The following is a 12,699-nucleotide window of genomic DNA, read 5'->3' as shown; positions in this document are numbered from 1 at the left end:
TGAAATGATTCCGGAAAAAAATCGCTCCACTCAAAGCCCCCAGAATTGGGGGTTTGGGGGCGCGACGATTTACCAATGGTTTCCGATTGCCATACCATCCGTTTTTTATGTGATTATGGCAGTCCAGATATTTCGTAAAAACCGATAACCTCTCCGTGTCCTCTGTGCCTCTGTGGTGAAATTTAATGAATATTAAAGGCGAGAGTGTCGGAAGCCCCCCCGATCCCCCCAATTTTGGGGGGAACCGGAAAATCAACTCCCCTCGCCCAAAATTGGGAGAGGGGTCGGGGGTGAGGGCTTTTCACACCGAAAAACGATAAATCGTCTGCGTTTCCAACCGATCGCACACCGAGCTCGGACGCTTCTCCAAAGAAAACGCCTGCCGCTTCAATTGCACTTTCAGACTCGTGAGGGGATCGTAACCCGGAGAAATCAGAAACTCCAACTTTTCGACGTGGGGCCAGGTGGCGATGCGATCCAATATCTCCTGAATGGCTTTAACATAGGGATGGTCATTATCCTCATACCAGTCCGCCGCCGCCAAATTCGGCTGGTCGAAACCGAGGTTAAACACCATCGAGGCCTGACCGAATAAGGCGATCGCCACCGGGCGAGTTTCCTCCTGAATTCGCAGTTCGTAACTGTGGGCGAGATGTCTGAGTTTTTCCACCTGGTCGGAGTAGGAATACAGTTCCGCCGCCGACTGCAAAACCGACAGTGTGGAAGGGATGAACGTTTCCCCCATTTCCTCCGCCGTCTCCACCGGATCTTTCGGCAGTTTTTCCCACTTGATCGCCACCGTCACCAAATAGGTTTGCAGCAACAGATGACCCAACTTTTTCGCCTTCGTCGCCAGGTAAACCGAGTTGTAATCCGTCGCTTCGATTAATAACGGTACGCGATCGACGATCTCGATGCCGTAACCCTTCAACCCGGCAATTTTGCGGGGATTGTTTGTAATCAGCCGGATCTGGCGCACGCCGATATCGTTGAGAATTTGCGCCCCCATGCCGTAATTTCGCAGGTCGGGGGGGAAGCCGAGGCGTTCGTTGGCTTCCACCGTGTCGAGCCCCATATCCTGCAACGAATAGGCTTTCAATTTATTAATTAAACCGATGCCGCGGCCTTCCTGTTTCAGGTAAACCAGCACCCCCGCCCCGGCGTAGTCGATCATTTTCAACGCGGTTTGGAGTTGCATCCGGCAGTCGCAGCGGAGGGAACCGAAGGCGTCGCCGGTCAGACATTCCGAGTGTACCCGCACCATCACCGGGATGTCCCCGAAATCTGCCGGGTCGCCTTTGACGAGGGCGACGTGCTCGCTGTCGTCCTGGGTGTTGCGGTAGGCGTAAATTAAAAACTCTCCGAATTGGGTGGGGAGTTTGGCGACGGCCTCCCGGAGGATGAAGCGATCGTGTTGCAGGCGGTAGCCGATCAGGTCGGCGATGCTGATCAGTTTCAAATTGTGGGTTTGGGCGTATTCGATCAGTTCCGGAAGTCGCGCCATCGAACCGTCCGGGTTTTGGATCTCGCAGATCACGCCGCCGGGGTAGAGTCCGGCCAGCCGCGCCAGATCCACCGCCGCTTCGGTGTGGCCGGCCCGTTCCAGGACGCCGCCCTCTTTGGCCCGCAGGGGGAAAATGTGGCCGGGGCGCCGCAGGTCCTCCGGTTGGGTTTCCGGTTGGATCGCCACCTGGATGGTGCGGGCGCGATCGTCGGCGGAAATGCCCGTGGTGACTCCCATTTTGGGGGATGCGTCGATGCTGACGGTGAAGGCGGTTTGGTTGCTGTCGGTGTTTTTCGTCACCATCAGGGGGAGGTCGAGTTGGTCGAGGCGATCGCCGGTCAGGGCCAAGCAGATCAGCCCCCGGGCTTCCACCGCCATGAAGTTGATGGTTTGGGGGGTGGCAAATTGGGCGGCACAGATCAGATCGCCCTCGTTCTCCCGGTGTTCGTCATCCACGACGACGATGCAGCGTCCCGCCTTCAGGTCTGCCAAAGCATCCTCAACGCGGTCGAATTTGAAAGCCGGGGTGGGGGTGGGTTCGGTCACGGAATCCTCGAAATGCGCGATTAATCTTACAGGCAACTCGTTTTTGATTTTGACATACTCCCGGACTTTCCCGATCGCCGCGGTGGGAATCGGCCGACTCTACGATATGATCGGGTGTTGCGATCGCGCTCGGATCGCTTTCGTTTGTGGTGTGATATCGAGGAAATGCAGATGTGGGGACAGTTTGAGCGTCAAATCCTGGGAATCGGGGCCGCGATCGCCTCGGGTTGCGCCTTATGCTTGACAACGGCGACCCCATCTCCGGGTCAGTCCGCAGGCGACTTGGACGAATCCACCGGCTTTTCCCAGTGGTGCGCGGCGAAGGAAGAGTTGCCCCCCGAAACCCGCCGCACCGTCGATCTCCTCCTGGAAACTGCCGACACCGAGAACTGTTCGGAAGCCGAAAAGCGGCTGGCAACCCTCCGCCGCCTGGACCTGACGGCCCGGGAACTGTCCGACCTGCGGCCTTTGGCGACCCTCACCAACCTCAACCGCCTCGTCCTCCACAGAAACGAGATTTCCGATTTGACCCCCCTCGGCAATCTCACCAACCTCAGAATTCTGTTTCTCGCCTCCAACGACATCTCCGACCTCACCCCCCTGGAACCGCTGACCCAACTGGAACGGCTGATTCTCATCAACAATCAAATTTCGGATTTGACCCCCCTCAGTTCCCTGGAAAACCTCAACCTCCTGTTGTTGGGAAACAATCAAATCTCCGACTTGACCCCCCTGAGTCCCCTGACGAACTTGACGGAACTCGGCCTGTCCCGCAACCAAATTTCCGACCTCGCGCCGCTGGCAACCCTGACTAATTTGACCGAACTGAACCTGAGCAATAATAATATCTCCAACGTCGAACCGTTGGCTTCTCTAAATAATTTAAGGGAATTGAATCTCAACAGCAACAACATTTCCAACCCGTTTTCCCTCGCTTCTCTCGATAATCTCCACGAGATCTACCTCCACGACAATCCCATTGCAAATCAAATTTGCCCCCAAAATCCGGACGCTTTATGTTTCTTGTAGCGGTTTCGATGGGAAAAGATTGCTAGATTGCTATATAAACAATTGCAACTCAAGTCATCAGTCGATCGCCAAAAAATCAGGAAATCACAACAAAAGGTTAACATTTGTTCACATTAACAGGAAAGCGATCGCGATCGCGGACGGGATGGGTTAAGATTACAAAAACATCGGATTGACTTCACCGAAACCTTATCGAAACTCGGTGAAAATAGATGACATCGACAACATCGGTGAAAAACCCATGAAACTCTCCTATTCAATATCCGGCATCTCCGATCGAGTTCTCTACAACCCCTTCGTTTCCGAGGTCGAGTTACTTCCACTCGTCGGGAAGGGGGCGATAACAGAAGATAACGATCGCGATCGAATCGGATTCGAGGAGGAAGAAAGTCCCCTCCCCCCCGAAGACCATCCCACCGATTCCCGAAATTCTGTCCTGTTCGGCTTTTTTTCGGCCCTGATCGTCTTGGGTGCGATCGGCGGTGTGGTCGCCAGCCAAGTGTCTCAAATGTCCCGAGGAATTATCCGCACCGTACCCAGCGAATATCAAAAGGCGGCTCGGGATTTCCAGGCCGGCGGGTGGTAGATTTTGTATTTCAGCTACGTTTTGAAATCCAATTCGATCCGGTTTTTATATCGCCGTTTTCGATTTAATGAAAGACCAATGATCCCCCTAAATCCCCCTTAAAAAGGGGGACTTTGATGACGAATTCTCCCCCCTTCCTCCCCCCTTACTCCCCCCTTACTCCCCCCTTACAAAGGGGGGCTGGGGGGGATGGGGGCTGGGGGGGATGGGGGCCGGGGGGGATGGGGGCTGGGGGGGATATTCACTTTTCGCATTTGAAATTACCAACTGTCGCGAATCACCACTTCCGAAAGATCGAGTTGTCCCCCCCGGGGCGAAGCCGGTTTCACCGCCTTACCCACGGCAATCATAAAAGCGATCGCATGATCTTCGGGCAACTTAATAATTTCTGCGACCTTTTCGGGGTCAAATCCGATCATCGGACAGCTATCGTAACCCATCGCCTTTGCCGTCAGCATGATCGTCTGTCCGGCCATGCCGCAGGAACGCATCGCTTCATCCCGTTGCAGTTGTTCCTTTCCGTCGTAAAAAGAACCGATCATGGGAACTAACATATTGCGGGTTGTTTCCGGTGCATTCTGCCAATATCGTTCGGGATTCTTTTGCCAGGATTTGAGATCGGCACACAAAATAATCAGGATCGAAGCTTCAGTAACTTGAGCCTGATCCCAGGCGGCAGCACGGATTTGCTGGCGAATTTCCGGATCTCGGACAACCACAAACCGCCAGTTTTGAATATTAAAAGAAGTCGGGGAGAGTATAGCCGTTTCTAAGAGGGTTTGAATTTCCGCCTCGGTCATGGCGTGAGACGGATCGTAGTGTTTGACCGAACGGCGTTGTTCGATCGCTTCAAATAACTCCATCGTTCCCTTTAACCTCGGTTGCTAGGTGATGACTGGGACTCGGAGATTGTAGCAGAAAGGTTGGCACTGGAACGTTTAGAGGACTTCGGAAAGTTCCTCGACAATTTTGATCCGACCGCGAACCACCGATCGCAGCAACCGGTTGAGCGATCGCTGTTCGTCTTCACTGAGGGACTCGTCGAGGATGGCGGCCATGAGTCCGTAGCGGTCGGCGAGGGTCAGGTAGCCTTTGTCGGCTACGGTAGCCATCATGTTGTAGATGGCGCCGGGTAAAAGTTGAACTGAAATCATTTGACTGGACTGAACGCTTCTCTATTTATATCTTCCCGCGATCGCTTTTCGATCGCCGTGACTCGGGGAATTTACGGATGAGATCTTCGTTGTCTTTGGCAGTGAGTCAGATCAACATGGGGGTGCGATCGCGATCGCATTCTCATCAAACCGGAGTTCGGTTAAATCAATATTTTTTGATTAATACGGAAGGTGCGATCGCCCTTTCGCCTCGACCATTCAGCCTCTATTCCCTTGCTGGCAAGGAGTTTAGCGATGAAATCTCGTACCCAGGACGCGGGCAACCCCCTTGACATATCAATTTTTTTTGAAATAATAGAGAGTGTTCCTCCATTTGCTCAACCGGGGGCGAAGTTCATGAGTCCAATCCAAACAGCCCGACGGCTGGCTTTGGGGCTGGGGGCAGTCGCCGTACTGTCCGCCTGCGAGCCCACCCAGTCCGGCCAAGTCCGACCCATTCAAATCGACGGTTCGAGTACCGTCTACCCCATCACCGAAAAAATGGTCGCCCAATTCAACGCCGAACCCGAGCAAGACGTTGAAGTGAGTGCCAGTTTTTCCGGTACCGGCGGCGGTTTTAAAAAATTCTGTGCCGGCGAAACTGACATCAACAATGCGTCCCGCCCCATTCTCAAAAACGAGATGGAGGAGTGCAAAAAAAATGAAATTGCATATATCGAACTTCCCGTCGCTTTTGATGCCCTGACGGTGGTTGTCAACCCCCAAAATACTTGGGCGTCAGACCTGACCGTTGCGGAACTCAAAAAAATTTGGGAACCCGCCGCCCAGGGAAAAATTACCAAGTGGAACCAAATTCGACCGGAGTGGCCCGACCGCCCCATCGTTCTATTTGGGCCGGGTACCGATTCGGGAACCTACGATTATTTTACCGAGGCAATTGTCGGCCAATCGGGAAGCTCCCGCAGCGACTACACGGCCAGCGAGGACGACGATATATTGGCGAAAGGCGTGAGCGAAAATCCGAACGCTTTGGGATATTTCGGCTATGCTTACTACTTTGAAAATCAAGATAAACTCAAAGCGGTGGCAATTCATAACAGCGAAGGTTCCCCCGTCATGCCTTCCCCGGAAGCCGTTCAAAATGCCGAATATAAGCCCCTGGCTCGTCCCCTGTTTATTTATATCAATGCGGGGGTGGCGCGGGACAATCCATTGATGACGGATTTCCTGGATTTTTATATCAGAAACTCCCCGGAAATCGTCAGTTCTGTGGGTTACATCCCCTTCGAGGAGGACGACTATACCGCAGTTTACCGAAACTTTCATAAAACCAAAGTTGGAACCGCGTTCGGCGGCGAAGCGGAATTCACCATGAGCATCGATGAAGTGTTGAAAACGACAACCGAATACTAAATCCATGAGTAGCAATTCCCCCATCAATCAATCGGCTGTCCAAGCCGGCGGCCAACTCAGTTTCTTTGAAAAATACCTGACCGTTTGGGTGATTCTCTGCATCCTCGGAGGTATCGCCCTCGGTCGTTTATTTCCAGGAGTCGCCGTCACCCTCGACTCGATGAGCGTTTATCAGGTGTCGATTCCCATCGCGATTTGCCTGTTTTTCATGATGTATCCCATCATGGTAAAAATTGACTTTACCCAGGCGGTGAACGCGGCGAGAACCCCCAAACCCGTATTATTAACTTTAATTGTAAATTGGGTGATAAAACCCTTTACGATGGTGGCGTTTGCCCAGTTTTTTCTGGGGTGGCTGTTTCGCCCTCTGATCACCGGGACGGAGATGCTGCGGGGGGCGGAAGTTTCCCTGGCGGACTCCTATATTGCCGGGACGATATTGTTGGGAATTGCCCCCTGTACGGCGATGGTTTTGATGTGGGGTTATTTGTCCTACAGCAACCAAGGCCATACCTTGGTAATGGTGGCGATTAATTCCCTGACGATGCTGTTTTTGTACGCTCCTTTGGGACGGTGGCTGCTGTCGGCGAATAATTTGGCGGTTCCCTGGCAGACGATTTTACTGTCGGTTTTGATTTATGTGGGGTTGCCGTTGGCGGCGGGGATGTACAGTCGCTATTGGATTTTCAAGCACAAAGGGAAGGCTTGGTTCGATCGCAAATTTTTGAAATACTTGAGTCCGGTTTCGACGGCGGCTTTGCTGATCACTTTGGTTTTGCTGTTTGCGTTCAAAGGCGATCTGATTGTCGAGAATCCCCTGCACATTCTGTTGATTGCCGTACCCCTGTTTATCCAAACCAACTTCATCTTTTTTATCACCTATGTTATCGCGTTGAAAATGAAGCTGTCTTATGAAGATTCCGCACCGGCGGCGCTGATCGGGGCCAGCAATCATTTTGAAGTGGCGATCGCCACCGCAGTCACATTATTCGGACTCAATTCCGGGGCGGCTTTGGCGACTGTGGTGGGGGTGTTAATTGAAGTGCCGGTGATGTTGATGCTGGTGAAATTTTGCCAAAAAACGGCGTTTTGGTTTCCCCGAGAACCGGAAAAAGCCACGTTGTTCGATCCCCGTTGTTTGAAGTGTTAATTGAATCATGGATAATTTCGATCATCCCCCCAGAATTTTGTTTTTGTACGGTTCCCTGAGAAAGCGATCGTACAGCCGGTTACTCGCGGAAGAGGCGGCGAGAATTATTGCGGATATGGGGGCGGAAGTGCGGTTTTTTCATCCCCACGATCTGCCCTTGCGCGATCGCGTCGAGGAGTCCCATCCGGAAGTGCAAAAACTGCGGGAACTCAGCCAGTGGTCGGAGGGTCAGGTTTGGTCTTCTCCGGAAATGCACGGCAATATTACCGGGATTTTAAAGAACCAAATTGACTGGGTGCCGTTGAGTATCGGGGCGGTTCGTCCCACCCAGGGAAAAACTTTGGCGGTGATGCAAGTCAGCGGGGGTTCCCAATCGTTTAATGCGGTGAATACGATGCGAATTTTGGGGCGTTGGATGCGGATGTTTACAATTCCGAATCAATCCTCGGTGGCGAAGGCGTATCAGGAGTTTAACGAAGATGGGACGATGAAAGATTCACCTTATCGCGATCGCGTGGTGGACGTGATGGAGGAACTGTATAAATTTACCCTGCTGCTGCGGGATAAGGTGGATTATCTGACCGATCGCCACAGCGAACGGAAAGAAAAAAGCCGACAAAAAATTGTCGAAACGGCACAAAAAGCACTGGAAACCCAATCGAATTGATGGAATGGAACCGCAAGCCACCGAACCGATTTCCGAAAATTTGTGGTGGGTGATTCCCAAAAAAATCGCCGGGGTTCGCAAGCCGACGGCGGCAGAATTACCCGAATTGAAAGCGGCGGGAATTGGGGCGATCGTTTCCGTAATGGACGATCCGTCCAATTTAGACCTGTACGAAAAGGCGAATTTTCCTCACCTTTGGATACCCGTCAAAGGTGGAACCGCACCCAGTCGGGAACAGATGCAGCAGTTACAAGATTTCGTCACCCTTCAAAATCAACAAAACCGTGCCGTCGCGGTTCACTGTACCAGCGGGAGACGGCGAACGGGGACATTTCTTGCCGCTTATTTAATCGGTTTGGGTTCATCTTACCCAGATGCCATACAGACCATTTTGACAGCCAATCCCGCCGTCGAGTTGCGGGAGGCACAAATGCAATTTCTGCAAAACCTATCAATAGAATCAGGAGATCGATGATGAAACGAGTGATGTTTGTCTGCAAGAAAAATTCGTCCCGATCGCAAATGGCGGAGGGGTTTGCAAAAGTGATGGGAAAGGGTATAATTGAAGTGACCAGTTCCGGTTTGGAAAGTAGCGAAGTCAACCCCCACGCTATCAAAGCGATGGCGGATGTGGGAATCGATATTAGCGACCAAACCTCCAATGCTTTGAGCGAGTTTAGTCCAGAAGATTATGATGCGGTGATTTCCCTGTGCGGCTGTGGCGTCAATTTGCCGGAAGAGTGGGTGATGCGGGAGATATTTGAAGATTGGCAGTTGGACGATCCCGCCGAAAAGCCGGAGATTTTTCCTCGGGTGAGGGGGGAAGTGAAAGAACGGGTCGAAAAACTGATTCAAAAACTATCTTAGCGCAGTTCTCAACCCGGACAATTGGTTCGGGTTTATTCTTTTGGAAACTCGGGTCACTTCCCCCAAAGCGATCGCGGGAAATCCTCAGCCGTCCCCGCGTTTCAGGCGAAGTGATCCCAAGGCGCCGATCGCGATCAATCCGAAGATTGAAGCGGGTTCGGGTACGCTTGTCCGTCGCGTCGCCGTCCAGGTTCCCGAAAGATCGAACTTGACTTGTTCGGGAATGCTACTCCCGTCGAGAACCGAACTCCACTCCGTCGCCGTCATCCGGCGTATTGAAGTCACCTCAGACCGGCCGATACCGTCAAACCACGAATTTTCATTGAAGAAAAGTTTCCGGCCGCCACAATATCGGCTTCTACAAGGAGAAATACTGGCAACCCGTTCCTCGTCGAAAGGTCGCCAAAATAAATCGGTTCTTTCCCCTTCAATTAACAATGAGAAACCCAAACCCGGTACGGTCGATGAAAAGTTTGTCACCCTAAAAAATTGGTCTTCGCGAGTTATTTCTAGGGTTTCTCCACAGAGAAAAGATGGCATCGATGGGGGGCACAACTCGACGACTGCCTCAAACGGGTCGTCTTCGTGGCTGAACTCCCCCGTCCCGATTAAATTTTGTTCTCTGTCAAAAAACTCCAAATCGTAGAATACGGCGGCAGTTCCGGGGGACGCGATCGCCAGCACCGAAAGGAGCCCGATCCCGCAACTCGATGCTATTTTTTTAACCGCAATTTTCATTTCTATTTTCTCCCATATTTGGGGAACAATTTCCCCGAAATTTCGCCTTTTAAGCGTGAAATTACACGGCTAAAATTGTGAAAGTTTCGGAAATTTTTAATGCATAAACATCTACTTCTAGTAAACAATGGGATGCCCTGATAAACAAGAGGGCTATGTAAAAAAAGCAAATTTTCGGATGAAGCTTCTGTAAAATTAATAGCCGATGCGGAGAGCGGGTGTCCGAGTTGCGATCGCGACACGATGCGGGGGGATGAATGGAGTCGGGGAGTCCGTACCGCCGAAATTCCGTATTTAGCCGACGTGGCGGGGTAAACTGGTCATATAAAAAGCTGTTGAAAGTTGTGCGATCGCGCTATTTTTCACCGACGATTCATCTCGCCGTCAGATCCGAAGGAGCGATCGCTTCCAATCGCCCGGACAACGATTATGCCGTCCATTCACCCTCTCGAACGAACACCAGATCATGGTTTCTCGGTCTCCCATACCTCCGACAACACTTTTAATAGGTGCAGACCCTTCCGAATCCCGGCGCCGACTGGCTCAAATCTTGCTGGAAAACAATTATCGGATCGAGCTGACCGATCGAGGGGATGAAATCGTCTCGAAGGCGCGAAATCTGCGCCCCGACTTGATCCTTCTCGACGTACAATTGAGCGATGTGCAGATCGCGGAACAATTGCAAACCGACCGGACGACCCGAAACATTCCCATCATCCTCCTGGCCGACTCCAAGGCCGTATTTCGGGAGATTCGCGCCTCAAATTTCCGGGCGGCGGACTATTTAATTTCACCCTTCGATCGCTCCGAAGTGCTGCTGAGAATCGAAACGCAACTGGATCGGCGGCGCTGTAGCGGTGCGATGCCGGACTGCCGAGCCACCTGGGAGGCGGTCTTCACCCAGGCGGCGGTGGGGATCAACCAGGCGGACGTCACCACTGGGCGATTCATCCGCGTCAATCCCCGATTTTGCCAGATGTTGGGGTACTCGGAAGCGGAACTTTTGCAAAAAACCTATCTTGAAGTCACGCACCCGGAGGATCTCAAAACCTATTGGGAGGCGATGGCGAAACTGTACCGGGGAGACATCGAATCCCTGACCCTGGAAAAACGCTATTTGTGCCGGAGCGGAAACCCCGTTTGGGCTCACGTCAGCCTTTCCCTCGTCCGGAGTGCGGACGGGATGCCAATTTCCGACCTGGCCATCGTCGAGGATATCGGCGATCGCAAGCGGGCCGAACTCGCCCTCCAGGAGAGCGAAGAGCGGTTTCGCGAAATCGCCTCCACCGTCAGCCAGTTTTTCTTCCTGCGGCGGGCCGACTCGGGGGAGTACATTTACGTGAGTCCCGCCTACGAGAAAATTTGGGGCCGAAGTTGCGAGAGTCTCTATCAGAACCCTGACTCTTGGCTCGAAACCATCCATCCCGACGATCGCGATTGGGTCAAAAGTTCCCTGCGAGAACAGTTTCGGGGAACTCCCCTGCGGCGGGAATATCGCATCGTCCGGCCCGACGGCGAAATTCGCTGGGTCGCCGCAGAAGTGAGCGTGATCCGAGATGAGAGGGGGGCACCCCTGCGATTCGTCGGATTTGCGGAAGATATCGGCGATCGCAAGCGGGCCGAAAAGCAACTCCGGGAAAGCGAGGAACGCTTCCGCACCGCCTTCGAGGACGCCGCCACCGGCATGGTCTTGGTGTCGAGCACCGGGCGCGTGCTGAAGGTGAACCGCTCCCTGTGCGAAATTTTGGGCTACACCGAGGCCGAATTGCTGGCGCTCACCTTCCAGGAGATCACCCACCCCGACGACCTCGACACCGACTTACAACTCTTCAAACAGGTTTTGAAGGGGGAGATCCGCACCTACGAGATCGAAAAGCGCTACTTCGGGCGCGACGGCCGGGTCATTTGGGCGCTGCTGGGCGTTTCCCTGGTCATGGACGAAACCGAACAGCCGCTCTATTTGATTTCTCAGATTCAGGATATCAGCGATCGCAAGCGGGCGGAGGAGGCCCTGAGAAACAGCGAGGAGCGCTTCCGCCTCTCCTTCGAGAGTTCCGCCGTGGGGATGGGGCTCGTCAACCTCGACGGGACTTTCATACAGGTCAACCGGGCCTTTTGCGAGATGGTCGGCTATTCGGAGCGGGAGTTCCTTTCTCTGAGGATAGACGACATCACCCACCCCGAAGACCTGAAAATCGAATTGGAATCGGTCCGGCAACTGCTCGACAGCCAGATCCCCTACTATCACATGGAAAAACGGTACGTCCACAAACGGGGATACGAGGTCTGGACGCTGTTGAGCGTGTCCCTGATCCGGGACAGTTCCGGCGATCCCCTCTACTTCATCGGACAGGCTCAGGATATCAGCGAACGGCGGGCGATGGAGCAGATGAAGCAAGAATTTATTTCCGTCGTCAGCCACGAATTGCGGACCCCCCTCACGGCGATCCGGGGGTCCTTGGGGCTGCTGTCCTGCGGGTTGTACGACGACCGACCCGAGACGTTCCACCGCCTGATCGAAATCGCCCTGCTGGATACGGAGCGGCTGGTGCGGCTGGTGAACGATATTCTCGACATCGAGCGGTTGGAGTCGGGGCGGGCGGAGTTTAAGATGGAGGACTGTGGGGCGGAAGACTTGATGCGGCGGGCGATCGCGAGTTTGCAGGCGATCGCGGATTCGGAATCCGTCATCCTCCAGATGCGCCCCACCCCGGCGCGAGTTCGGGCCGACCCCGACGCCGTTCTCCAAACCCTGACCAATTTGGTGGGAAATGCCATCAAATTTTCGCCGCCGAATACCCCGGTGATTTTATCCGCCCGGACGGCGGGCGATGAGGTAATATTTCAAGTAAGCGATCGCGGCCGAGGCATTCCCCCCGACAAACTCGACGCGATCTTCGGGCGGTTCCTGCAAGTGGACGCTTCGGACTCCCGCCAAAAAGGGGGCACAGGTTTGGGTCTGGCGATTTGTCGGAGTATCGTCGAACAACACGGCGGCAACATTTGGGTCGAAAGCGAGTTGGGAAAGGGGAGTCAATTTTACTTCACCTTGCCCCGCCCGGACATCTGAAGTGGGCGGTGTCG

The 12,699-nt window shown here is 53.5% G+C and carries 12 protein-coding genes; 8 read left to right on the top strand and 4 right to left on the bottom strand.

The genetic code is table 11. The features are described 5' to 3' along the window. Positions 1–301: 301 nt before the first annotated feature. Positions 302–2,050 (bottom strand): bifunctional 3,4-dihydroxy-2-butanone-4-phosphate synthase/GTP cyclohydrolase II, encoded by a 1,749-nt coding sequence (gene ribBA / locus LKE08_RS21715; protein WP_324706352.1) that lies wholly within the window; start codon positions 2,048–2,050, stop codon positions 302–304. Between the two features lie 171 nt (positions 2,051–2,221). On the opposite strand from ribBA, the gene LKE08_RS21710 reads away from it, so the two are divergent. Together LKE08_RS21710 and LKE08_RS21705 are read left to right on the top strand one after the other, a co-directional pair. Then, a complete protein-coding gene (locus LKE08_RS21710; protein ID WP_324706351.1) occupies positions 2,222–3,079 on the top strand; it encodes a leucine-rich repeat domain-containing protein in 858 nt (285 codons plus the stop codon). A gap of 202 nt (positions 3,080–3,281) precedes the next feature. Continuing rightward, positions 3,282–3,665, top strand: coding sequence for a hypothetical protein (locus tag LKE08_RS21705; RefSeq protein WP_324706349.1), 384 nt, complete (start codon positions 3,282–3,284; stop codon positions 3,663–3,665). A 260-nt stretch (positions 3,666–3,925) separates the two neighbouring features. Here LKE08_RS21705 and LKE08_RS21700 read toward each other — a convergent pair whose 3' ends face one another. Then, positions 3,926–4,528: a nitroreductase family protein gene (locus tag LKE08_RS21700; protein WP_324706348.1), complete on the bottom strand. Its 603-nt coding sequence runs from the start codon at positions 4,526–4,528 to the stop codon at positions 3,926–3,928. A 75-nt stretch (positions 4,529–4,603) separates the two neighbouring features. Then, the gene (locus LKE08_RS21695; protein WP_324706347.1) at positions 4,604–4,819 is read right to left on the bottom strand and encodes a hypothetical protein; all 216 of its coding nucleotides are present in this window, start codon (positions 4,817–4,819) and stop codon (positions 4,604–4,606) included. Positions 4,820–5,176: 357 nt separating this feature from the next. Between LKE08_RS21695 and LKE08_RS21690 the strand changes: the two genes are divergently transcribed. From LKE08_RS21690 to arsC, 5 genes are read left to right on the top strand one after another with little or no spacing between them, the layout of a single operon-like run. Beyond that, on the top strand, positions 5,177–6,193 hold the full coding sequence (locus LKE08_RS21690) for a PstS family phosphate ABC transporter substrate-binding protein (protein WP_324706346.1): 1,017 nt from the start codon (positions 5,177–5,179) through the stop codon (positions 6,191–6,193). A gap of 4 nt (positions 6,194–6,197) precedes the next feature. Next, complete coding sequence (gene arsB / locus LKE08_RS21685) at positions 6,198–7,343, top strand: ACR3 family arsenite efflux transporter (protein WP_324706345.1); 1,146 nt, start codon at positions 6,198–6,200, stop codon at positions 7,341–7,343. Positions 7,344–7,350: 7 nt separating this feature from the next. Beyond that, positions 7,351–8,010 carry an arsenical resistance protein ArsH gene (arsH, locus tag LKE08_RS21680; RefSeq protein WP_324706344.1) on the top strand — a complete coding sequence of 220 codons (660 nt, stop codon included), beginning with the start codon at positions 7,351–7,353 and terminating at the stop codon, positions 8,008–8,010. A gap of 4 nt (positions 8,011–8,014) precedes the next feature. After that, positions 8,015–8,485 (top strand): dual specificity protein phosphatase family protein, encoded by a 471-nt coding sequence (locus LKE08_RS21675; protein WP_324706343.1) that lies wholly within the window; start codon positions 8,015–8,017, stop codon positions 8,483–8,485. Then, on the top strand, positions 8,485–8,877 hold the full coding sequence (gene arsC / locus LKE08_RS21670; protein ID WP_324706354.1) for an arsenate reductase, glutathione/glutaredoxin type: 393 nt from the start codon (positions 8,485–8,487) through the stop codon (positions 8,875–8,877). The genes LKE08_RS21675 and arsC overlap by 1 nt, the downstream gene beginning before the upstream one ends. Before the next feature lie 84 nt (positions 8,878–8,961). On the opposite strand, the gene LKE08_RS21665 is transcribed toward arsC, so the two are convergent. Next, positions 8,962–9,615, bottom strand: coding sequence for a PEP-CTERM sorting domain-containing protein (locus tag LKE08_RS21665; RefSeq protein WP_324706342.1), 654 nt, complete (start codon positions 9,613–9,615; stop codon positions 8,962–8,964). Positions 9,616–10,081: 466 nt separating this feature from the next. On the opposite strand from LKE08_RS21665, the gene LKE08_RS21660 reads away from it, so the two are divergent. After that, positions 10,082–12,685 carry a PAS domain S-box protein gene (locus tag LKE08_RS21660; RefSeq protein WP_324706341.1) on the top strand — a complete coding sequence of 868 codons (2,604 nt, stop codon included), beginning with the start codon at positions 10,082–10,084 and terminating at the stop codon, positions 12,683–12,685. The last annotated feature ends 14 nt before the right edge of the window (positions 12,686–12,699 follow it).

It is taken from the genome of Lyngbya sp. CCY1209 (assembly GCF_035615495.1).
Classification (GTDB): domain Bacteria; phylum Cyanobacteriota; class Cyanobacteriia; order Cyanobacteriales; family Microcoleaceae; genus Limnospira.
Note: the sequence above shows the minus strand (reverse complement) of the source record. Positions and strands in the feature narration are given on the sequence as shown.

Coding starts and splice junctions, on each gene's coding strand:
- arsC (WP_324706354.1), top strand. CDS start 8,485: ATGAAACGAGTGATGTTTGTCTGCAAGAAAAATTCGTCCCGATCGCAA.
- LKE08_RS21690 (WP_324706346.1), top strand. CDS start 5,177: ATGAGTCCAATCCAAACAGCCCGACGGCTGGCTTTGGGGCTGGGGGCA.
- LKE08_RS21675 (WP_324706343.1), top strand. CDS start 8,015: ATGGAACCGCAAGCCACCGAACCGATTTCCGAAAATTTGTGGTGGGTG.
- arsH (WP_324706344.1), top strand. CDS start 7,351: ATGGATAATTTCGATCATCCCCCCAGAATTTTGTTTTTGTACGGTTCC.
- LKE08_RS21660 (WP_324706341.1), top strand. CDS start 10,082: ATGGTTTCTCGGTCTCCCATACCTCCGACAACACTTTTAATAGGTGCA.
- LKE08_RS21700 (WP_324706348.1), bottom strand. CDS start 4,528: ATGGAGTTATTTGAAGCGATCGAACAACGCCGTTCGGTCAAACACTAC.
- LKE08_RS21710 (WP_324706351.1), top strand. CDS start 2,222: ATGTGGGGACAGTTTGAGCGTCAAATCCTGGGAATCGGGGCCGCGATC.
- LKE08_RS21695 (WP_324706347.1), bottom strand. CDS start 4,819: ATGATTTCAGTTCAACTTTTACCCGGCGCCATCTACAACATGATGGCT.
- LKE08_RS21665 (WP_324706342.1), bottom strand. CDS start 9,615: ATGAAAATTGCGGTTAAAAAAATAGCATCGAGTTGCGGGATCGGGCTC.
- arsB (WP_324706345.1), top strand. CDS start 6,198: ATGAGTAGCAATTCCCCCATCAATCAATCGGCTGTCCAAGCCGGCGGC.